At 63.7% G+C, this 19,996-nt stretch carries 16 protein-coding genes; 10 read left to right on the top strand and 6 right to left on the bottom strand.

All coding sequences use genetic code 11. The annotated features are described in order from the left end of the window. Window positions 1-59 precede the first annotated feature (59 nt). Both AC0L18_RS10580 and AC0L18_RS10575 read left to right on the top strand, forming a co-directional pair. Window positions 60-722 carry a YggS family pyridoxal phosphate-dependent enzyme gene (locus tag AC0L18_RS10580; RefSeq protein ID WP_473492099.1) on the top strand — a complete coding sequence of 221 codons (663 nt, stop codon included), beginning with the start codon at window positions 60-62 and terminating at the stop codon, window positions 720-722. A gap of 132 nt (window positions 723-854) precedes the next feature. After that, window positions 855-1,904 carry an aldo/keto reductase gene (locus AC0L18_RS10575; RefSeq protein ID WP_473492098.1) on the top strand — a complete coding sequence of 350 codons (1,050 nt, stop codon included), beginning with the start codon at window positions 855-857 and terminating at the stop codon, window positions 1,902-1,904. 52 nt (window positions 1,905-1,956) lie between these two features. On the opposite strand, the gene AC0L18_RS10570 is transcribed toward AC0L18_RS10575, so the two are convergent. Further along, the gene (locus tag AC0L18_RS10570) at window positions 1,957-2,865 is read right to left on the bottom strand and encodes a LysR family transcriptional regulator (RefSeq protein ID WP_473492096.1); all 909 of its coding nucleotides are present in this window, start codon (window positions 2,863-2,865) and stop codon (window positions 1,957-1,959) included. 137 nt (window positions 2,866-3,002) lie between these two features. Here AC0L18_RS10570 and AC0L18_RS10565 point away from each other — a divergent pair, with 137 nt between their 5' ends. Together AC0L18_RS10565 and AC0L18_RS10560 are read left to right on the top strand one after the other, a co-directional pair. Continuing rightward, window positions 3,003-4,181: an MFS transporter gene (locus AC0L18_RS10565; protein ID WP_473492094.1), complete on the top strand. Its 1,179-nt coding sequence runs from the start codon at window positions 3,003-3,005 to the stop codon at window positions 4,179-4,181. Window positions 4,182-4,220: 39 nt separating this feature from the next. Continuing rightward, complete coding sequence (locus tag AC0L18_RS10560) at window positions 4,221-5,255, top strand: aldo/keto reductase (protein WP_473492093.1); 1,035 nt, start codon at window positions 4,221-4,223, stop codon at window positions 5,253-5,255. 326 nt (window positions 5,256-5,581) lie between these two features. On the opposite strand, the gene AC0L18_RS10555 is transcribed toward AC0L18_RS10560, so the two are convergent. After that, window positions 5,582-5,854, bottom strand: coding sequence for an usg protein (locus AC0L18_RS10555; RefSeq protein WP_077380769.1), 273 nt, complete (start codon window positions 5,852-5,854; stop codon window positions 5,582-5,584). A gap of 306 nt (window positions 5,855-6,160) precedes the next feature. Here AC0L18_RS10555 and acs point away from each other — a divergent pair, with 306 nt between their 5' ends. Beyond that, window positions 6,161-8,116, top strand: a complete 1,956-nt coding sequence (gene acs, locus AC0L18_RS10550; protein WP_473492091.1) for an acetate--CoA ligase — start codon at window positions 6,161-6,163, stop codon at window positions 8,114-8,116. A 59-nt stretch (window positions 8,117-8,175) separates the two neighbouring features. On the opposite strand, the gene AC0L18_RS10545 is transcribed toward acs, so the two are convergent. The 3 genes from AC0L18_RS10545 to AC0L18_RS10535 all read right to left on the bottom strand — a co-directional run bounded on the left by AC0L18_RS10545 (window position 8,176) and on the right by AC0L18_RS10535 (window position 12,509). Further along, on the bottom strand, window positions 8,176-9,444 hold the full coding sequence (locus AC0L18_RS10545; protein ID WP_473492089.1) for a class I SAM-dependent methyltransferase: 1,269 nt from the start codon (window positions 9,442-9,444) through the stop codon (window positions 8,176-8,178). Window positions 9,445-9,880: 436 nt separating this feature from the next. Then, window positions 9,881-11,299 carry a TadE/TadG family type IV pilus assembly protein gene (locus tag AC0L18_RS10540; RefSeq protein ID WP_473492087.1) on the bottom strand — a complete coding sequence of 473 codons (1,419 nt, stop codon included), beginning with the start codon at window positions 11,297-11,299 and terminating at the stop codon, window positions 9,881-9,883. Between the two features lie 340 nt (window positions 11,300-11,639). Next, window positions 11,640-12,509: a transglutaminase-like domain-containing protein gene (locus tag AC0L18_RS10535; RefSeq protein ID WP_128181402.1), complete on the bottom strand. Its 870-nt coding sequence runs from the start codon at window positions 12,507-12,509 to the stop codon at window positions 11,640-11,642. A 172-nt stretch (window positions 12,510-12,681) separates the two neighbouring features. Between AC0L18_RS10535 and AC0L18_RS10530 the strand changes: the two genes are divergently transcribed. Then, window positions 12,682-13,347, top strand: coding sequence for an HAD-IA family hydrolase (locus tag AC0L18_RS10530; protein ID WP_128173621.1), 666 nt, complete (start codon window positions 12,682-12,684; stop codon window positions 13,345-13,347). A gap of 180 nt (window positions 13,348-13,527) precedes the next feature. Here the strand turns inward: AC0L18_RS10530 and AC0L18_RS10525 are convergent, their stop codons facing one another. Beyond that, a complete protein-coding gene (locus AC0L18_RS10525) occupies window positions 13,528-13,767 on the bottom strand; it encodes a DUF1674 domain-containing protein (RefSeq protein ID WP_473492085.1) in 240 nt (79 codons plus the stop codon). A 123-nt stretch (window positions 13,768-13,890) separates the two neighbouring features. Here AC0L18_RS10525 and htpX point away from each other — a divergent pair, with 123 nt between their 5' ends. The 4 genes from htpX to purH all read left to right on the top strand — a co-directional run bounded on the left by htpX (window position 13,891) and on the right by purH (window position 19,859). Further along, a complete protein-coding gene (gene htpX, locus AC0L18_RS10520) occupies window positions 13,891-14,904 on the top strand; it encodes a zinc metalloprotease HtpX (RefSeq protein ID WP_473492084.1) in 1,014 nt (337 codons plus the stop codon). Next, window positions 14,895-16,295: an RsmB/NOP family class I SAM-dependent RNA methyltransferase gene (locus AC0L18_RS10515; RefSeq protein ID WP_473492083.1), complete on the top strand. Its 1,401-nt coding sequence runs from the start codon at window positions 14,895-14,897 to the stop codon at window positions 16,293-16,295. The genes htpX and AC0L18_RS10515 overlap by 10 nt, the downstream gene beginning before the upstream one ends. Before the next feature lie 132 nt (window positions 16,296-16,427). Next, window positions 16,428-18,152, top strand: coding sequence for a heparinase II/III family protein (locus AC0L18_RS10510; RefSeq protein ID WP_473492082.1), 1,725 nt, complete (start codon window positions 16,428-16,430; stop codon window positions 18,150-18,152). Between the two features lie 90 nt (window positions 18,153-18,242). Next, window positions 18,243-19,859, top strand: coding sequence for a bifunctional phosphoribosylaminoimidazolecarboxamide formyltransferase/IMP cyclohydrolase (gene purH, locus AC0L18_RS10505; protein WP_473492080.1), 1,617 nt, complete (start codon window positions 18,243-18,245; stop codon window positions 19,857-19,859). Window positions 19,860-19,996 lie beyond the last annotated feature (137 nt).

Genomic DNA, 19,996 nt, shown 5'->3' with positions numbered 1-19,996 from the left:
GCCGGACCCGTCAACTGCGACGCCCCGGCCAGGACAAAAACCAGAGTCAGGATATAGGCATGGCGATAGCCGACGAACAGTTTTTCACGGTCAAGGCGAGGATCGCCGCCGCCGAGAGCGAGGCAGGACGGCAAGCCGGCGCGGTGACGCTGGTCGCGGTCTCGAAGACCTTCAGCGCCGACGATATCCGCCCGGTCATCGACGCCGGGCAGCGCGTCTTCGGCGAGAACCGCGTCCAGGAAGCACAAGCCAAATGGCCAGCGCTGAAGCAAGCCTTCCCCGACATCGAGCTGCACCTGATCGGTCCGCTGCAATCGAACAAGGCGAAGGAAGCAGTCGCCCTGTTCGACGTCATCGAGACGGTCGATCGCGAGAAGATCGCCGCCGAACTCGCCAAGGAAATCGCCAGGCAAGGCCGGTCACCAAAACTCTACGTTCAGGTCAACACCGGCTCGGAACCGCAAAAGGCAGGGATCGAGCCGCGCGAAGCCGTACCCTTCGTTACGCGCTGCCGCGAGGTCCATAGCCTCGCCATCGAAGGCCTGATGTGCATTCCGCCGGCCGATGAGAATCCCGGCCCGCATTTCGCGCTGCTGGAAAAGCTCGGCACGGAGGCAGGGGTGGAGACGCTTTCGATGGGCATGTCCGGCGACTACGAAACCGCGATCGCCTTCGGCGCGACCAGCATCAGGGTCGGCTCGGCGATCTTCGGCAGCCGCTAGGGGGGCATTTGCACCGGATCGTCGGTCGCGGAGCTTGGTCCAGAACCACCAGGCCGTTACGCCAACAAGTAGAAACGAAACGTATCGTTCCTATATCGGCCGGGTCATTCCAAAACTTTCCGGAGCCGCACCATGCGCTACAGTCAACTTGGAAACACGGGGATGTTTGTCTCCGAACTGTGTCTCGGCACCATGACCTTCGGCGCCGCCGACCAAAACAACCAATGGGGCCTGATCGCCAGCCTCGACCAGGATGGCGTCGACAGGATCGTCCAGCGCTCGCTCGCCGCCGGCATCAATTTCTTCGACACGGCCGATGTCTATTCCTTCGGCGCATCGGAACGGTTTCTCGGCCAGTCGCTGCGCAACCTCGGCATCGAGCGGCAGGACGTGATCATCGCCACCAAAGTCCATGGCGCCATGGGCGACGGCCCCAACCAGCGCGGCTCCTCGCGCGGCCACATCATGGATTCGGTCGACGGCAGTCTCGAACGGCTGCAACTGGACCATATCGATCTCTATCAGTTGCACGGCACCGACGCGGTTACGCCGATCGACGAGACGCTCAGGGCGCTCGACGATCTGGTTGCCAGCGGTAAGGTCCGCTATGTCGGCGTCTCGAACTGGGCGGCCTGGCGCATCGCCAAGGCATTGGGCATCGCCGAACGCAAGGGCTTTGCCCGTTTTGAGACGGTTCAGTCCTACTATTCGATCGCCGGCCGAGATCTGGAGCGCGAGATCGTGCCGCTGCTCAACGAGGAGAAGCTTGGGCTGATGGTCTGGTCGCCGATGGCGGGCGGGCTGCTTTCCGGCAAATACGGACCCGGCGCGCCCGGCAATGGCGAGGGCCGCCGCGCCAGCTTCAATTTCCCGCCGGTCGATGAAGACCGCGCCTGGGCGGCGGTCGCCGTCATGCGCGAGATCGCCGGCAAGCACGGCGCCAGCGTCGCCACGGTGGCACTTGGCTATGTCTTGGCCAAGCCTTTCGTGATGAGCGTGATCATCGGCGCCAGCCGCATGGAGCAGCTCGAACAGAACCTTGCCGCCACCGCGTTGAAGCTCGACAGCGACGATCTTGCTCGTCTCGACGAAGTCAGCGCGCTGCCATCCGAATATCCGGGCTGGATGATCGAGCGCCAGGCGGCTGGCCGGCGTCCGGCACCCTTTGCGGCGAAAAAGTAATTCAATCTTATCTTCGATTTCGGGAGCCGGCGGGCTCCCGATCTTTTTGGGCTCAGCTCAGCCGGACCGTCTCGACCAGAAAGTCGAGAAAGGCCCGCACTCGCGCCGGCAAATGTTTGCCCTGGCCGACGTAAACAGCGTGGGTAAGCTCCTCGTCGCCGGGATTGAAGTCCTCCAGAAGCGGGACCAGCCGACCGGCGGCGATGTCGGGCTCCACATGCCAGCGTGCCAGCCGGGCGATGCCAGCGCCCGAGAGCGCCATCAGCCGCATCGCCTCGCCGTCGCTGACCAGCGTGTTTCCGGTGATCGGGACGATGAAGGCCTCGCCGGCCGCGCTGACGAAGGGCCAGCCGTCGACATGGCGCACGAAGCAGAAACCCATCCGATTGTGATGATCGAGATCGGCCGGCGTTTGGAGCGCGCCATGCGTCCTGATGTACGATGGCGCGGCGACGACGACCAGCCGGCTCTGCCCGAGCTTGCGCGCCACCAAACGTGACTCGCCGAGCGGCCCGGCGCGGATGGCGACATCGGCGCGCTCCTCCATCAGGTCGATGACATTGTCGGTCAAAACCAGATCGATGGCGATTTCCGGATAGCGTTCGAGAAAGCGCGGCAACAGCGGGATCAGCCGGTGCTGCCCGAACGGCACGTAGCTGTTGACCCGCAGCCGGCCGCGCGGCGCAGCACCGGCCGCCGCCTCGCGCTCGGCTGCCGCCATGTCGGCCAGGATGCGCACGCCGCTGTCGAAGAAGGCCGCGCCTTCTGGAGTCAATTGGAGCTTGCGAGTCGAACGGCTGATCAGCCGCGCGCCAAGCCGCGCCTCAAGCCGCGCAATCAGCTTGCTCACCGCCGACGGCGTCATCCGCAGCATCCGCGCCGCAGCCGAAAAACTGCCCGCTTCGACGACACGGACAAACACTTCGATCTCGCCGGAGCGGTTGATGTCAGGCCTCGCCATTCGTGAATCTATTTCACAGACAATGTGCCCGACGCAAGGCTGGTTCACAGCACATGGCAACACGATCTTCCGGGTCGGGGCGCAGGAGGACACGGCGTCCTGTCGTCAAAACTGCTGTCATCGGAGTGGGAACCGCAATGCCTCTTGCACTTTATGCTCTCGCCGCCGGTGCGTTCGGCATCGGTGTCACCGAATTCGTCATCATGGGCCTGCTGCTCGACGTCAGCGCCGATCTCGGCGTCTCGATCTCGGCCGCCGGCCAGTTGATCTCCGGCTATGCGCTGGGCGTCGTCATCGGCGCGCCGCTGCTGACGATCGCCACCGGCCGCTGGCCGCGCAAGACCGTGCTTCTGGCGCTGATGGCGGTCTTCACGCTGGGCAACCTCGCCTGCGCGCTGGCCCCCGACTACTGGACGCTGATGGCTGCCCGCGTGCTCACCGCCTTCGCCCACGGCACCTTCTTCGGCGTTGGTGCGGTGGTTGCGACCAGGCTGGTCGCTCCCAACAGGAAGGCCTCGGCGATCGCCCTGATGTTCACCGGCCTGACCATCGCCAACATCCTCGGCGTGCCCTTCGGCACCTGGCTCGGCCAGGCCTTCGGCTGGCGGGCGACCTTCTGGGCTGTAACCCTGGTCGGCATCGTCGCCTTCGCCATCATTCTCCTGCTGGTGCCGCGCAGCCCGGCAGCGCTGGAAAAGAGCGACCTGCGCGGCGATCTCGCCGTGCTCGGCCGCGCTCCGGTTCTGCTTGGCTTCGCCACCACCGTGCTTGGCTATGCCGGCGTCTTCGCCGTCTTCACCTATATCGCCCCCCTGCTGACCGAGATCACCGGTTTTGCGGAAGCGGCGGTGTCGCCGATCCTGCTTGTTTTCGGCGGCGGCCTCATCGCCGGCAATCTCGTCGGCGGCAAGTTCGCCGACCGCTGGCTGGTGCCTTCCGTCCTCGGCAGTCTCATTGTGCTGGCGCTGGTGCTCGGCACGATGACCTTCGCCCTGCACAGCCGGGCGATGGCTGTCATCCATGTCGGCCTGCTCGGCGCCGCCGCCTTCGCCACCGTAGCGCCGCTGCAGATGTGGGTCCTAGAAAAGGCTGATGGCGCCGGCCAGAGCCTCGCCTCGTCCTTCAACATCGCCGCCTTCAACCTCGGCAACGCCGCCGGCGCCTGGCTCGGCGGCATGGTCATCGCGCATGGCCCCGGCCTTGGCGCCATCACCTGGGTCGCCGCCCTGCTGCCGCTCTCGGCGCTCGCCGTGGCGTGGCTGGCGCTGCGCCTCGATCGCCCGACGCTTGGCGAGCCGGCATCTGCCCGCACGTAGCAACCCGACGAACCCCCTTAGACATCACAGGAGAAAAAGATGGATTATCGACGTCTTGGCGCCTCGGGCCTGAAGGTTCCGGCGCTCTCGTTCGGCGCTGGAACCTTCGGCGGCTCGGGGCCGCTGTTCGGCGCCTGGGGCAACAGCGATGCGACGGAAGCGCGGCGGCTGGTCGACATCTGCCTGGAGGCCGGCGTCAACCTGTTCGACACCGCCGACGTCTATTCGAACGGCGCCTCCGAGGAAGTGCTCGGCGCGGCCGTCAAGGGTCGCCGCGATGCCGTGCTGATTTCGACCAAGACCTCGCTGCCGATGGGCGACGGACCCAATGATGCCGGGTCCTCCCGATCGCGCCTCATCAAGGCGGTCGAGGACGCGCTCAAGCGTCTCGGCACCGATTACATCGACCTGCTGCAGCTGCATGCTTTTGACGCCGCAACGCCGATCGAGGAGGTGCTGTCGACGCTGGACAGTCTCGTGCGCGCCGGCAAGCTGCGCTATGTCGGCGTCTCCAACTTTTCCGGCTGGCAAGTGATGAAATCGCTCGGTCTGGCGGACAAGCACGGCTACCCGCGCTACGTCGCCCATCAGGTCTACTATTCGCTGGTCGGGCGCGACTATGAATGGGAGTTGATGCCGCTCGGGCTCGACCAGGGCGTTGGCGCGCTGGTGTGGAGCCCGCTCGGCTGGGGCCGCCTGACCGGCAAGATCCGCCGCGGCGAGCCACTGCCGGAAAAAAGCCGGCTGCACGACACCGCAAGCTTCGGGCCGCCGGTAGAAGACGAGTTGCTCTACAGGGTTGTCGATGCGCTCGAAGCCGTGGCCAGGGAAACCGGCAAGACCGTGCCGCAGATCGCCATCAACTGGTTGCTGCAGCGGCCGACCGTCGCCTCTGTCATTATCGGCGCGCGCACCGAGGAACAGCTGCGCCAGAATCTTGGTGCCGTCGGTTGGTCATTGACATCCGACCAGATCAAGACGCTCGACGCAGCAAGCGCGGTGACCGCAGCCTATCCGTATTTTCCGTATCGCCGGCAGGAGGGTTTTGCCCGGCTGAGCCCGCCTGCGGTCTGAGAGTCGCGATCGCTCGTTCGGGTGACCATCATAAACATTCGGGACTTGCCGAAGCCTCCCCAACTTCGTCATCCCTGGGCGAAGCAGGAGCGAAGCTCCGTCGCGGAGACCCTGGGATCCATGCCATAACCTTGGCCGTAGGGGTGCAGCGGAGCAGAATTCGGCACCGCAGCGGCGCTTTGAAGTCACGGCATGGATCCTGGGGTCTGCGCCGCGTCGCTTCGCTCCACCCCAGGATGACGAAGCTCCGAGATGTTTCCGCCAATCACCGAGGCATGCGGAATCCATCATGCAAGCAGCCCGCCAGAACATCCTGCGCCGTTGCCCTAATGCAGCACGAACTCGCCATCGAGCTTCCGCCACTCATTGGGCGCGATCAGCTTCTGGTGCGTATAGCTCACCGAATGCAGCGGGCCATCGAGCTTGGCCTGCCAGAACTCGATGAACCGGATCAGCACCGGAAATTTCGGAGCGATGTCGTAGTCCTGCCAGATGAAGCTCTGCAGCAGATGCGGATGATCGGGAAAATGATAAAGGATTTTGGCCGTGGTCAAGCCATAGCCCTTGAGCATCAGGTCCATTTCGGAATGGTCACGCATCGCGGTCCCCCGGTTGATTCTCCTTCCTCCCAATTTGAAATTGTGCCCGCAATTTGCTTAATCGTCTATTGATATTTCGTAGTTAGAGGCCGGATTTACGACACAAAAACATGCAGTTAGCAGCGATCGTGGTTGAGTGCTGATAGCGGCAACTCAAACCTCTGCGGCATCCCGCCGCGCGAATCCAACGTCTAATGTTGCCGTCACCGCGGAACTGTTAATAATGCGCGCGAATTCGCGGCCGCTTCGCCGCGATGCCGCCGGCGGTCAAGCCGGGCGGCCTGGTTTCGGGAGGAAAGCAAAGATATGTCCGAGGTTCATGTCCATCGCGTCCAGCCGGCGTGGAAGAAGAATGCGCTGATCGACAAAGACACTTATTTGAAATGGTACGCCGACAGCGTGAAGAACCCGGACAAGTTCTGGGGCAAGCACGGCAAGCGCATCGACTGGTTCAAGCCCTACAGCAAGGTCAAGAACACCTCCTTCGACGGCAAGGTCTCGATCAAATGGTTCGAGGACGGCGAGACCAATGTTTCCTGGAACTGCATCGACCGGCATCTGAAGAAGCGCGGCGATCAGACCGCCATCATCTGGGAAGGCGACAATCCCTACGATGACAGGAAGATCACCTATAACGAGCTCCATGCGCATGTCTGCCGGCTCGCCAATGTGATGAAGAAGCACGGCGTCAAAAAAGGCGACCGCGTCACCATCTACATGCCGATGATCCCGGAAGCCGCCTATGCGATGCTTGCCTGCACGCGCATCGGCGCCATCCATTCGGTGGTCTTCGGCGGCTTCTCACCGGACGCGCTGGCGGGCCGCATCGACGACTGCAAATCAAGCTTCGTGATCACCGCCGACGAGGGCCTGCGCGGCGGCAAGCCGATCCCGTTGAAGGACAACACCGACAAGGCGATCGAAATCGCCGCCAAGGCCGGAACGAAAGTCGAAAAGGTCGTCGTGGTGCGCCGCACCGGCGGCAAGACCGGCTGGGTGGCCGGACGCGACGTCTGGTACCATGACGAGATCGCGACGGTTAAGGCGGAATGCAAGCCGGAGAAGATGAAGGCCGAGGACCCGCTGTTCATCCTCTACACATCGGGCTCGACCGGCAAGCCGAAGGGCGTTCTGCACACCACGGCCGGCTATCTCGTCTACGTCTCGATGACCCACCAATATGTCTTCGACTATCACGACGGCGACATCTACTGGTGCACCGCCGATGTCGGCTGGGTCACCGGTCACAGCTATATCGTCTACGGGCCGCTCGCCAACGGCGCCACCACGCTGATGTTCGAAGGCGTGCCGAACTATCCCTCGCAATCCCGCTTCTGGGAGGTCATCGACAAGCACAAGGTCAACATCTTCTACACCGCGCCGACGGCGTTGCGCGCCCTGATGGGCGCCGGCGACGCCCATGTCGCCAAAACCTCGCGCAAATCGTTGCGCGTGCTCGGCACGGTCGGCGAGCCGATCAATCCGGAAGCCTGGGAGTGGTATTTCAACATCGTCGGTAACGGTAAGGTGCCGATTGTCGACACCTGGTGGCAGACCGAGACCGGCGGCATCCTGATCACGCCGCTGCCCGGCGCCACCCCGCTCAAGGCAGGTTCGGCGACGCAGCCGTTCTTCGGCGTCAAGCCGCAACTGGTCGACGGCGACGGCAAGGTGCTGGAAGGCGTTGCCAGCGGCAATCTCTGCATCGCCGATTCGTGGCCGGGCCAGATGCGCACCGTCTATGGCGACCACGAGCGCTTCGTGCAGACCTATTTTTCCACTTACAAGGGCAAATATTTTACCGGCGACGGCTGCCGCCGCGACGCCGACGGCTACTACTGGATCACCGGCCGGGTCGACGACGTCATCAACGTCTCCGGCCACCGCATGGGCACGGCCGAGGTCGAATCGGCGCTGGTTTCGCACGAGAAAGTCTCGGAAGCCGCCGTCGTCGGCTACCCCCACGACATCAAGGGCCAGGGCATCTACTGCTACGTCACATTGATGGCCGGCGAGAAGCCGGACGAGGCGTTGCGCAAGGAGCTTGTCACCCACGTCCGCAAGGACATCGGCGCCATCGCCACGCCCGACAAGATCCAGTTCGCTCCGGGCCTGCCGAAAACCCGATCGGGCAAGATTATGCGTCGCATCCTGCGCAAGATCGCCGAGGACGATTTTGCCGCGCTCGGCGATACCTCGACGCTGGCCGACCCGGCGGTCGTCGACGACCTCATCGCCAACCGGCAGAACAAGCGGGCATAAGAAACATCCGGTCGACGGTCGTCGGAAACCCCATCGGATGAGATCGGCTCGCTGGCGCTCTACTGATAAAGGTCCGCCCGCGTCGGCGGCAGTCCGCTCGGGCCCCGCGCGCGCTTGGTGACGACGGTCTGGAAAATCTGCGCCGAGGCGCGTTCGAAAGTGATCGAACAGCCGGTGAGATAAAGCAGCCAGAGGCGCGCCTTGGCTTCGCCGACCTCGGCGATCGCTTCGTCGAAGCGTGCGTGGAGGCGCTCGGCCCACAGACGGCAGGTGCGGGCGTAGTGCTCGCGCAAATTCTCGACATCGTAGACAAGAAAGCCGTGCGCTTCGAGATTGCCAAGCGTCATGCCGATCGTGTCGAGTTCGCCGCCGGGAAAGATGTATTTGATCAGCGCTTTGAATTCCGGACCCTTGCGCAAGGTCTTCTTGATGCTGCCCTTGTCGCGCCGGGTGATGGCGTGATGCAGATAGATGCCGCCCGGCTTGAGCAGGCGACGAATGGCCGAGAAATAGGCGGCGTGGTTGGCCAGCCCCAGATGCTCGAACATGCCGATCGACGAGATCTTGTCGAAGGAGCCGGACAGCTCGGCATAGGACTTTATCTCGATGGTGATGCGATCCTCCAGTCCCTCAGCACGGATGCGCTCGCGGGCGAGCTGGGTCTGGGCTTCCGACAGCGAGACGCCATGGCCGACGACGCCGTAATTTTTCGCGGCATGGATGAGCATGGCTCCCCAGCCGCAGCCGATGTCGAGCAGCCTTTCGCCGGGCTTCAGCCGGAGCTTGCGGCAGATATGATCGAGCTTGTCCTTCTGCGCCTGGTTGATGCCATTGGCGAAATCGGTGAAATAGCCGCAGCTATAGACCATGCGGTCGTCGAGGAAGAGCCGGTAGAAGGCGTTCGAAATGTCGTAGTGGTGCTGGATTGCCTGCCTGTTCGACCCGCTGACGAAGGGGTTACGCCCGGAAAGGTCGGTCCGCGCCGTCATCTGTTTTCTCGAAAACAGCACGGCCGGCAGGTCGCGCAGGACCGCGAGCTTGGGCAACGACTTGAGCTTCGCCCTGAGCTTGCCCTGCGCAGGCAGAGCGTAGAAATCGAACAGCGACCCGTCTTCCACGTCGATGGTCTTGGAAATCCACATTTCGATCAGCGTCGAGAGGTTGGGCCGCCGCATCACCTGCCAGACGATGTCCTGGTCGTTGATGGTGACCACGGGGCCGGTGGCGGGGCCGATCCGCTCGCCGTTCCACAGCTTAACCGCGAAACCCGGCTTCAACGTCTCGATAACCGTTCGAACGATCCGTGCGGCTCTCTCGGCTGCCTCCATCCCCGTTCCTCCTGCTCAGCCCCTGGCGGTCCGGCAGCGACATTGCCTGTCCGATCGGATAGCCGCAAGCAGTTAGCGGCAAACGCGCACCGCATTTTCACGATGGCGCCTTGCCATTTGCAGATCGACACCCCATCATGAGGGCGTGTTCAACAAATCGAAAGGAGGTGATCCGATGTCGAGTGATTTCGTTTTCCAGAACGTGGCCTCAGCGGATTGCACTTTCGGGAAGCAGTCTTCCCGTTAAGGCGCGAGATGCGCGGCTGGCGACGCCTGGAGCGCCGCGCGTCCTTTGGATGCGCAAAGGACGCTCCAGCACTTTAAGTCACGTCGCTGCCATGAGCCGCGCCATGGACGGAAACACGGAAGGCCGCCGGCTTCGAAAGAAGCGGCGGCCTTTTCCTTTGGGTGTTCGTCTATTAGCCGTCGGGGAAGATCAGCGTTTGATGGCAAGCTTCTCGATATTCTTGCTGATCTCGTAGAAGGCAGCGGCCAGTTCCGTGCCGGTGGCGGCCTCGTAGTAGTGCTTCAGCGAGGACGTGTCCGCTGTAGAGCAATTCTTGAGGACGCTCTTTGCCTGATCTCGCTCGGTCGCCGTCATGGTCGGATCGTTCAGGTCGAAGCCGATCGTGAATATCTCAATCCCATCGCGCTTCATGTTGGCGCAGATGGCTTCGGCATTCTTTCGCGAGGTCTGGCCCTGACCCTGCGAGCTGGGCGCACCGGGTCCCTTGGCAAAAGCAGTGTTGAATTGGCCGTCGGTCATCAGGATGGCGATCTTGGCCACCCTTCTTTTGTCGAAATTGGCGGGGCCGGCACCCAGACCGGCATCGGCAATTGCCGAGCGCCACGACGGCGAAAGCATGTAATAGCCCCATTGCGCGGCGATACCGCCGGCCGTCACGCCATCCGCCCTGAAATCCGCGATTGTGTTGAGCAGTTTGTCTTTGTCGGCGGTCAGGGGGATGAGCTCGGCGGACGGGCAGCTGCGCATATTATAGCCCCGATTGACTTTGGCCAGATAGGTTTTGCCATTGTTGTCCAGGCGCGGCGTGTAAGGGCCGTCGGCCGAATAATCGGCGTAACCATCCCTGTCCTTGCGTTCAGTGGCACATTTATCGGACGCCAATGTCAAGGACACCGAGACCGGAGCATCGATCGGGGGCGGCACCTTTGATCCATATCTCGTCTCGACGAATACCGCGCTGGCCAGACCGCCTGTGTTGACGGCTTCGGCGTAGGGAACGATGGCGATGCGTACGCGGGGATTGTTCTCGTCGCGGTTCCATTTGAGCAGGTCTTCCACGGCTCCTGAAGCCGCGTCCCGCAGGTCGCCAATTTTGTCGGTCTTCTTATACCAGCTGGCCTCCATCGATCCGGTCACGTCGAGCATCATGGCCACTTCAATCTGCCTGTCCGAATAGAGTGCCGTTGTCGATACTGTGACACGCTGCATATCGCCCATGCTGAAAAGCGGAAAATAAAGGCCGACATTGACATGCACGTCCGCCTGAACCGTGTTGGCGGTCCTGTCGATGGTCAATTTGTCGAGGACGATCCGATCAGCCTGCAGCATGCCCGCTCGGCTGTTGGCATCGAAAAACGCCTGCACCGACTTGTTGGCGTCGGCCTCGTTGATGACGCCGGTGGTCAGGTCGCGTGCCGTCGAGGTCACCGCCGCATCGACCACACCTTGCAAGCTCGACTTGGCGTTATAGAGCTGGGAAACATTGACGGCAAAGCCAACGCCAAGCGCCAGCACCGACGCGACCATGCCGAACAGAACCGCTAAATTTCCGCTTCGATCTCCGGCAAAGCCGCCGATCGCGTGAACAAGACCCCCAAAACGCCGCATGCTCGCCTCCATTCGCCACGACTCGAGCCGTGTGAAGGCCACATTGCAGGATTCCGGCCGGACGGCGTCGTCATCGCAGCAAAAGCCGGCGGCCCATCGTCAAGCCATTGTTTTTGCTTGGTTTCGAAATGCGGCAAGGCAAATAGACGGTAAACAACAAGTCGCTGCGGCAGTTTCGTTTACCAAGCGCTTACCATGATCCCGAGGTCTGCCGTGGAGCACAACAGCCCGATCCCGATCCGGCACAGAGGGTCTGTGCCGAAGCGGATCAGGCGCATCATATCCGTAGGACAGCCCGGTGATCGTAACAGCCGGACGCGCCGTTCGCGCTTGCGCGCTCCTATGCCAGCATCTGCGCGCTGGCCGTCCTGTCGACGCCGCGATGAGGCGGGTTGAACAGATTGCTTTCCTGCTCGTAGGTCCAGACCTTGAACAGGCTGAGCCGGTGCGGGCCGAAACTGTGCAGCAGCGGCACGTCGGTCGCGTCGCGGCCGCGCGCGATGACGACGCGGCCGATCCTCGGCATGTTGTGGCGGGGGTCGAACGTGTACCACTTGCCGTCGAGGAACACTTCCAGCCACGCCGAAAAATCCATCGGTGCCGGGTCGACCGGCACGCCGATGTCGCCGAGATAACCGTTCACGTAGCGGGCTGGGATGTTCATGCAGCGGCAGAGCGTGATCGCCAGATGAGCGAAGTCGCGGCAGACGCCGACGCGCTCCTCATGCGCCTGCGCCGCCGTGCGGGTCGGGCGCGCATAGCCGTAGCCGAACGACAGACGGTTGTGGACATAGTCGACGATCGCCTGAACCCGGGCCCAGCCGGATGGAACAGGCCCGAAAACCTGCCAGGCCAGATCGCTGAGATGATCGGTTTCGCAATAGCGACTGCCGAGCAGATAACAGAGCACCTCGTCGGGCAACTCCGCCACCGGCACTTCCCTGGCCAGCGTGTTGACCTCGTCGGTCTCGCCGCTGTCCTCGACGACGGCGTCGTAAAGAATGCGAAAGCCTCCGCCAGGCGCGGTGAAGCGGCGGCAGGTGTTGCCATAAAGATCGTGATAGAGCCTGGTTGGGACGGAGGGCGAGGTCAGCACGCGCGTTTGCCGCTTGATGTCGGCCTGGCGCTGCTTGTGGATCTCGAGCAGCGAAATCACCGGGGTGGATTCAGCACAGTCGATGGCGATTTCGTAGCCGAGCCGAATCAGCATTGCGGTTCCCCTCTTGTGAGTGTCGTGGAAGGCGATTGGATTAACGCGAGATGGCCGGCCGTGGTTCCCTGGTCTGTCGAAAAAGGCGATCTCGTGCCTTCCCATGCCGCCGGTGCGACGTTACGGTCGATCGACAGGCTTTGGTTCCTTCCGAAACAACTTGGGATAGCAGATGTTCGCAGGCAGAAAATTCGCAGCCTTGCTGTTCGACATGGACGGCACGGTGGTCAATTCGATTGCCGCGGCAGAAAGGGTCTGGGCAGATTGGGCACGCCGGCAAGATCTCGACGTTGCCGCATTCCTGCCAACGATCCACGGCGTGCGGGCGATCGAGACCATCGCTCGGCTGGCGCTTCCAGGCGTCGACCCGATGCGTGAAGCCGATGCGCTTCTGCAGGCCGAGGTGGCCGATATCGACGGCATCCTTCCAATCGCCGGCGCCGCGGCGTTTCTGGCGTCGCTGCCACCCGAGCGCTGGGCAATCGTCACCTCGGCGCCGCGCGAGCTGGCTCTGCTGCGCATCGCGGCCGCCGGCATCCCGCTCCCCGCCACCCTTGTCGCGGCCGAGGACGTTTCCCGCGGCAAGCCGGCGCCGGATTGCTTCCGGCTGGCGGCCGAGCGGCTGGGCGTCGACGCGCGCGACTGCCTTGTTTTCGAAGATGCGCCCGCCGGGATAGCGGCGGCCGAGGCCGCGGGAGCCACCGTCGTGGTGATCAGCGCCACGCACCAGCATCCGTTGCAAACGCCGCATGCTGCGATCGCCGGTTATGAGGGGATCGGCGTCACCGTCGACGACCGCGGCTGGATTGTCCTCGGCGCGGAGCGCGCTGCGGCTTAGGGTATGTTGAGATTCAGGTCAGGCCGAGCCGGAGTCGAAGACGGGCGCGAAGCGACCAGACTAGGTGGGTTCCGAGAACCGGAACGGAGCGGACTTTCAGGTCTGTGAGAAGCGCAGGAATCCGCTGTTCGCAGGCCGGCATCACCTGAATATCGACATACCCTTAGAAATCGCTGGCCCTTAGAAATCGCTGGTCAGGCCCTTCACTTCCCAATCGCCATAGCGGCCGGGTTCCCTGCCGCCACGGCCGCCAATCTCCCGGGGCATCGCGGCTTCCTGCTGGCGATAGTGTTCGCGCCGTGCTTCCGCTTCCGCCAAAGCGCGGCGGGCTGCCGGTGTCAGCGTCCTTTGCGGCACGTCGTGACCGGGGCCGGCGTCTGCATTGCTGGTTTCGCCTGATATATTGGCTTCGTCGATCATGCGATATTCCCGGCGATTGAAACCGGCCCCAATTGAAACAGGGCCACACGTTTCCCATCATATAGCGATGAGCCGACAAGGATCGACCCTTTTTCCGAATGGCCGGCAGAAACGGAGCAGACAATGAACACACTTCGCACCGCCATGCTTTTGGCAGCGATGACCGCGCTGTTCATGGGCGTCGGCTATCTGATCGGCGGATCGGGCGGCATGGTGATCGCCTTGCTGATTGCCGCCGCGATGAACCTGTTCAGCTATTGGAACGCCGACAAGATGGTGCTGTCGATGAACCGCGCCGTCGAGGTCGACGAAAGGAACGCCCCGGAATATTACGCCATCGTGCAGAGCCTCGCCAGACAGGCCGGCCTGCCGATGCCGAAAACCTATCTGATCGACAACCCGCAGCCCAACGCTTTCGCCACCGGCCGTAACCCGCAGAATGCCGCGGTCGCCGCCACCACCGGACTGCTGCAGCAACTGTCGCATGAGGAAGTCGCGGCGGTGATGGCGCACGAGCTCGCCCATGTGGAGCACCGCGACACGCTGACCATGACGATCGTCGCCACGCTTGCCGGTGCGATCTCGATGCTCGGCAATTTCGCCTTCTTTTTCGGCGGCAACCGCGACAACAACAATTCCCTTGGCATTATCGGTGTGCTGGTGGCGATGATCGTGGCGCCGTTCGCCGCGATGATCGTGCAGATGGCGGTCAGCCGCACCCGCGAATACGAGGCCGACCGGCGCGGCGCCGAGATCTGTGGACAGCCGCTCTGGCTTGCCTCGGCCCTTGACAAGATCGCTCGCGGCGCCGAACGCATCCGCAACCCGGATGCCGAGCGCAATCCGGCAACTGCCCACCTCTTCATCATCAATCCTCTTTCCGGCGAACGCATGGACAGCCTGTTTTCGACCCACCCGAGCACCGACAACCGCATCGCCGCCCTGCAGGCGATCGCGCAGGACATGGCCGGTGGCGCATCCGCCTCCGCGCGGCCGCAAACGCCGATGCCGCGGCAGGCAGACGAACAGCGGCCATCGGGCCCGTGGGAGAAAGCTGAGCAGCCGGCTGAACCGGCCAGGCCGAAGTCCAATCCCTGGGGCCGCAATCCGACCGGACCAAAGGGTCCGTGGTCGTGAGCGAAGCGAAACGCCGGCACCGAATTTCAGGCGATCATGAACACAGTGCAGCGAGCCCCGGCGAACCTGTTGCCGGCCTTGCCGCACGCAAGGCTGCGGCACGATTGCTGGCCGCCGTCATCGATGCGAGGACGCCGCTGGACGGGCTGACCGACCACGAGAACGGCCATCCGCAATACAAGGCGCTCGACCTGCGCGACCGGGCGCTGGTGCGCGCCATACTGGTCACCGCGCTGCGCTTCCGCATGACCATATCAGGGTTGCTGGCCCGCCGCCTGGAAAAGCCGCTGCCACCCAACGCCACCGCGCTTTCGCATATCCTGCATGTAGCAGCGGCGCAGATCCTGTTCCTCGATATTCCCGACAGCGCCGCAGTCGACCTTGCCGTGACCCACGCCAAGTCCGATCCGCGCACGGTGCGCTTCTCCGGTCTCGTCAATGGCGTGCTGCGCACGCTGGCGCGATCCAAGCAGGCCGAGCTGGCTGCAGCGCTTGCCGCCACCGACGAAGCGCCGAAATGGTTTTCCGACCGGCTGAAAGCCGCCTATGGCACTGAGAAAGCCAGGCAAATCCTCGCCGCCCACAGATACGAGGCGCCGGTAGACTTCACGGTCAAGACCGATCCTGCGCTGTGGGCCGAGCGGCTCGGCGGCATCGTGCTGCCGACCGGCACTGTGCGCGTGGAGAAACTCAGCGCCTCGGTCACTGAACTGCCCGGCTTTGAAGACGGCGCCTGGTGGGTCCAGGATGCCGCCGCCAGCCTTCCGGCCCGGCTTTTCGGCGACGTGAGGGGTTTGCGCGTCGCCGATCTCTGCGCCGCCCCCGGCGGCAAGACCGCTCAGCTCATTCTCGGCGGCGCCACGGTTACCGCGATCGATTCCTCGAAGAACCGGTTGGCGCGGCTCTCGCAAAATCTCGAACGGCTCGGTTTGTCCGCAGAAATTATCCAGGCCGATCTGCTCAAATACGAGCCGGAACAACTGTTCGACGCCGTCCTCCTCGACGCGCCCTGCTCCTCGACCGGCACGGTGCGGCGACATCCCGACGTGCCGTGGACGAAGACGGCGGCCGACATCGAAAAGCTCGCCAATCTGCAACGCAGCCTGCTCGCCCGCGCCGTCAGCCTGGTCAAGCCTGGCGGGCGCATCGTCTTTTCCAACTGCTCGCTCGACCCGCTCGAAGGCGAGGCGCTTCACCGTGCCTTCCTCGCCGGGACGGCTGACATTGTCGACGATCCGCTCCGCCCGGGCGAGATCGCCGGCATCGATCCGTTCCTGACGCCGCAGGGAACGCTGCGCACCACGCCCGCAGATCTGGAGCCCGGCTCACCGGAACGGTCCGGCCTGGATGGCTTCTTCGCCGCCCGCATGCGCAGACCCGGCCAACTCTAGAATTTGAAGACTGTTTTAGGAAGAATCCTGCGGAAAACAGGCTGAATTCCAAGGCCTCCGTGGAATTCGCCTTCGCATAAGTTCTTGAATCACATAAGCTTGTCTTCGGATTGGGCGCTACGAGGAGGGCTTTTGGCGATCGCTGCCGGCAGCACGACGCGTCTATGGACGCTTGTCGCGAAGGAGTTTTGGCGCAAGACGCGCCGGCGCCTGCGTGGCGGGCCGATCCATCGCTGGCGCTACTCCGGCCGCACACCGGAACGCGTGTTGATCGCGCCGCCGGACCTGCGCCTGGCCGACCGGCAGATCGCGCTCGAGATTTATTATGGCCGCTATCCGCTGTCGGGACATCTGGTCGAAACCGGTGGCAAGTCGCCCTTCCAGATCGCCGTGGCCAATCCCGGCTGGCAAAAGGCCCTGCACGGCTTTCGCTGGCTGCGCCATATGCGCGCCGCCGGTACCGAGCTTGCCGCCGCCAATGCCCGCGCGCTGGTCTCCGACTGGATCGCCATTCATGGCAGCAATATTTCCGGTGTCGCCTGGGAGCCTGGCACGACGGCCAAGCGCGTCATTGCCTGGCTGCAGCATTCCTCGGTGGTGCTGCAGGGTGCTGAATTTCCCTTCTACCGGGCCTTCCTGAAATCGCTGGCCATGCAGATCCGCTATCTCAGGGCGATGGCACGCGAGATGCCGGACGGCAAGGACAGGCTGCGGGCCCGCATCGCGCTTGCCTTTGCCGCTCTGTCGTTACCGGCGCCGGCGTCAGCGCTGCGCGGCGCGACCCGCAACCTCGCCGAGGAGCTCGACCGTCAGATTCTGCCGGATGGCGGCCATGTTTCCCGCAATCCGATGGCCGTGCTTGAAATCCTCGCCGACCTTCTGCCGCTGCGCCAGACCTATGCCAATCAGGCCGAAACGCCGCCGGCGGCGCTGATGGGCGCCATCGATCGCATGCTGCCGGCGCTGCGTTTCTTTCGCCACCAGGACGGCAGCCTCGCCCGCTTCAACGGCATGGGCGCGACCATCCACAACCGCATCGCCACCATTCTGCGCCACGACGACACCGCCGGCGCGCCGTTGCTGCACGCACCGCATTCGGGTTACGAGCGCCTCTCCATCGGCGGCGTCACCGTGATCGCCGATACCGGCCCGCCACCGCGCATCGATGTTTCCAACGCGGCGCACGCCGGATGCCTTTCCTTCGAGCTGTCTTCCGGCCGCCGCCACTATGTCGTCAACGCCGGCGTGGACACCTATGGCGCCGCCGAATTCCGGCCGCTTGCTCGCGCCACGGCCGCCCATTCGACCGCCACCATCAACGACACCTCGTCGGCGCGTTTCAGCCACTCGCTGCGCGTCAACGATCTGCTCGGCACGCCGCTGATCGGCGGCCCGCAGCATGTGCCTTGCAAGCGCACCGACCAGCAAGGCAGCCAGGGTTTTCTGGCTCGCCATGACGGCTATGTCGCGCGCTTCGGCTTGCTGCATGAGCGCGAACTGAAATTGTCGACGAACGGCAATGTGCTCGCCGGCAGGGATCGCCTTCTGCGGCCGGGCAATACTGCGATCCGCAACAACGGCCGCGATTTCGTCACCGTGCGCTTCCACATCCATCCCGACATAGGCCTGCTCAAGGACGAGCACGACCGTCTGGTGCTGACCGCCGATGAAGCCGACACATGGGTGTTCACCTGCACCGAGGTGGCGCCCGAGGTCGAGGAATCCATCTATTTCGCCGGCCTTGGCGGCCCGCGCCGCAGCCGGCAGATCGTGCTGGCCTTCAAGGCGTCAGAGATTTCCGAAGTCCATTGGCAACTGACACGGACGGCCATCGCCGGTCATCCGGCAAAAAGCTGAGACTGCGGTAGCCCCGCAGTTTGATTTCCAGGCCTCATGTGCTACGGCGCGCGGACACTGTCCCAACCAGCCGTGAAAGGCCGCCAGCCCATGGCCGTCGCCGCCAAGAACATTCCCGCGCCCGACCTCATTCCCGTTCGCCGCGCGCTGCTTTCCGTTTTCGACAAGACCGGGCTCATCGATTTCGCCAGGACGCTGGCCGCGGCCGGCGTCGAGCTGGTCTCCACCGGCGGCACGGCAAAGGCGATCGCCGAGGCAGGCTTGGCGGTACGCGACGTCTCCGAACTCACCGGCTTTCCCGAGATCATGGACGGCCGCGTCAAGACCCTGCATCCGTCCGTGCACGGCGCGTTGCTTGGCGTGCGCGACGATCCCGAACACGCTGCAGCGATGCGCGATCATGGCATCGAGCCGATCGATCTCGTCGTCTCCAATCTCTACCCTTTCGAGGATGTCCGCCGCTCCGGCGCCGCTTACGCCTCGATCGTCGAGAACATCGACATAGGTGGCCCGGCGATGATCCGCGCCGCCGCCAAGAACCACGCCTATGTCGCCATCGTCACCGACCCCGAGGACTATGCCTCGGTGCTCAACGCGCTTGAGATGAATTTCGGCTCGCTCTCGCTGGATTTCCGCAAGAAGCTGGCGGCCAAGGCCTTCGCCCGCACCGCGACCTATGATGCGGCGATTTCCGGCTGGTTCGCCGAAGCGCTGGAGATCGAGCATCCCACCTGGCGCGCCTTCGGCGGCAGGCTCGACCAGGTGATGCGCTACGGCGAGAACCCGCACCAGAGCGCCGGCTTCTACGTCGATGGCGACAAGCGACCGGGCGTCGCGACGGCGCGCCAGCTTCAAGGCAAGCAGCTTTCCTACAACAACATCAACGACACCGACGCCGCCTTCGAACTGGTCGGCGAGTTCGATCCGGCCCGCTCCGCCACCGTCGCCATCATCAAGCACGCCAACCCATGCGGTGTCGCCGAGGGCGCTTCGCTGAAGGCTGCCTATGCCAAGGCGCTTGCCTGCGATCCGGTGTCGGCCTTTGGCGGCATTGTCGCGATGAACCGCACCCTCGATGCCGAGGCAGCCGAAGAGATCGTCAAAACCTTCACCGAGGTCATCATCGCGCCGGGCGCCTCGGACGAAGCAATCCGCATCGTCGCCGCCAAGAAGAACCTGCGCTTGCTGGTCACCGGCGGCTTACCCGATCCGCGCGCGGCCGGCTCCACTGTGAAATCTGTTTCCGGCGGGTTGCTCGTCCAAGGCCGCGACAATGCGGTGGTCGACGACCTCGACTTGAAAGTGGTGACCCGGCGGGCGCCGACAACGGCCGAAATGGCCGATCTCAAATTCGCTTTCCGCGTCGCAAAGCACGTCAAGTCGAACGCCATCGTCTATGTCAGGGACGGTGCCACCGTCGGCATTGGCGCCGGCCAGATGAGCCGGGTCGATTCCTCGCGCATCGCCGCGCGCAAGGCGCTCGACGCGGCCGAGGCAGCCGGCCTGGCCGAGCCGCTGACCAAGAATTCTGTTGTCGCCTCGGATGCCTTTTTCCCGTTCGCCGACGGGCTTTTGTCTGCGATCGAAGCCGGCGCCACCGCGGTCATCCAGCCGGGCGGCTCGATGCGCGACGACGATGTCATCGCCGCTGCCGACGCCCACGGCATCGCCATGGTGTTTACCGGCGTCAGGCATTTCAGGCATTAGGCGCCTCACCCTCCCCCTCGTGGGGAGGGTCGGCGAACGACCTTTGCGAAGCAAAGTTCGGATAGTGTCCTGAAGGTTCTGCAAAAAGCTCTGGAGAGAGAGCAGCCCTTACTCTGAGGCGAGGGGCGGCCATGGCA

It is taken from the genome of Mesorhizobium sp. WSM4819 (genome assembly GCF_055811215.1).
Note: the sequence above shows the minus strand (reverse complement) of the source record. Positions and strands in the feature narration are given on the sequence as shown.

Bases quoted from the DNA above. Each gene is read 5' to 3' on its own strand.
- AC0L18_RS10580 (WP_473492099.1), top strand. From the start codon at position 60: ATGGCGATAGCCGACGAACAGTTTTTCACGGTCAAGGCGAGGATCGCC.
- AC0L18_RS10575 (WP_473492098.1), top strand. From the start codon at position 855: ATGCGCTACAGTCAACTTGGAAACACGGGGATGTTTGTCTCCGAACTG.
- AC0L18_RS10570 (WP_473492096.1), bottom strand. From the start codon at position 2,865: ATGGCGAGGCCTGACATCAACCGCTCCGGCGAGATCGAAGTGTTTGTC.
- AC0L18_RS10565 (WP_473492094.1), top strand. From the start codon at position 3,003: ATGCCTCTTGCACTTTATGCTCTCGCCGCCGGTGCGTTCGGCATCGGT.
- AC0L18_RS10560 (WP_473492093.1), top strand. From the start codon at position 4,221: ATGGATTATCGACGTCTTGGCGCCTCGGGCCTGAAGGTTCCGGCGCTC.
- AC0L18_RS10555 (WP_077380769.1), bottom strand. From the start codon at position 5,854: ATGCGTGACCATTCCGAAATGGACCTGATGCTCAAGGGCTATGGCTTG.
- acs (WP_473492091.1), top strand. From the start codon at position 6,161: ATGTCCGAGGTTCATGTCCATCGCGTCCAGCCGGCGTGGAAGAAGAAT.
- AC0L18_RS10545 (WP_473492089.1), bottom strand. From the start codon at position 9,444: ATGGAGGCAGCCGAGAGAGCCGCACGGATCGTTCGAACGGTTATCGAG.
- AC0L18_RS10540 (WP_473492087.1), bottom strand. From the start codon at position 11,299: ATGCGGCGTTTTGGGGGTCTTGTTCACGCGATCGGCGGCTTTGCCGGA.
- AC0L18_RS10535 (WP_128181402.1), bottom strand. From the start codon at position 12,509: ATGCTGATTCGGCTCGGCTACGAAATCGCCATCGACTGTGCTGAATCC.
- AC0L18_RS10530 (WP_128173621.1), top strand. From the start codon at position 12,682: ATGTTCGCAGGCAGAAAATTCGCAGCCTTGCTGTTCGACATGGACGGC.
- AC0L18_RS10525 (WP_473492085.1), bottom strand. From the start codon at position 13,767: ATGATCGACGAAGCCAATATATCAGGCGAAACCAGCAATGCAGACGCC.
- htpX (WP_473492084.1), top strand. From the start codon at position 13,891: ATGAACACACTTCGCACCGCCATGCTTTTGGCAGCGATGACCGCGCTG.
- purH (WP_473492080.1), top strand. From the start codon at position 18,243: ATGGCCGTCGCCGCCAAGAACATTCCCGCGCCCGACCTCATTCCCGTT.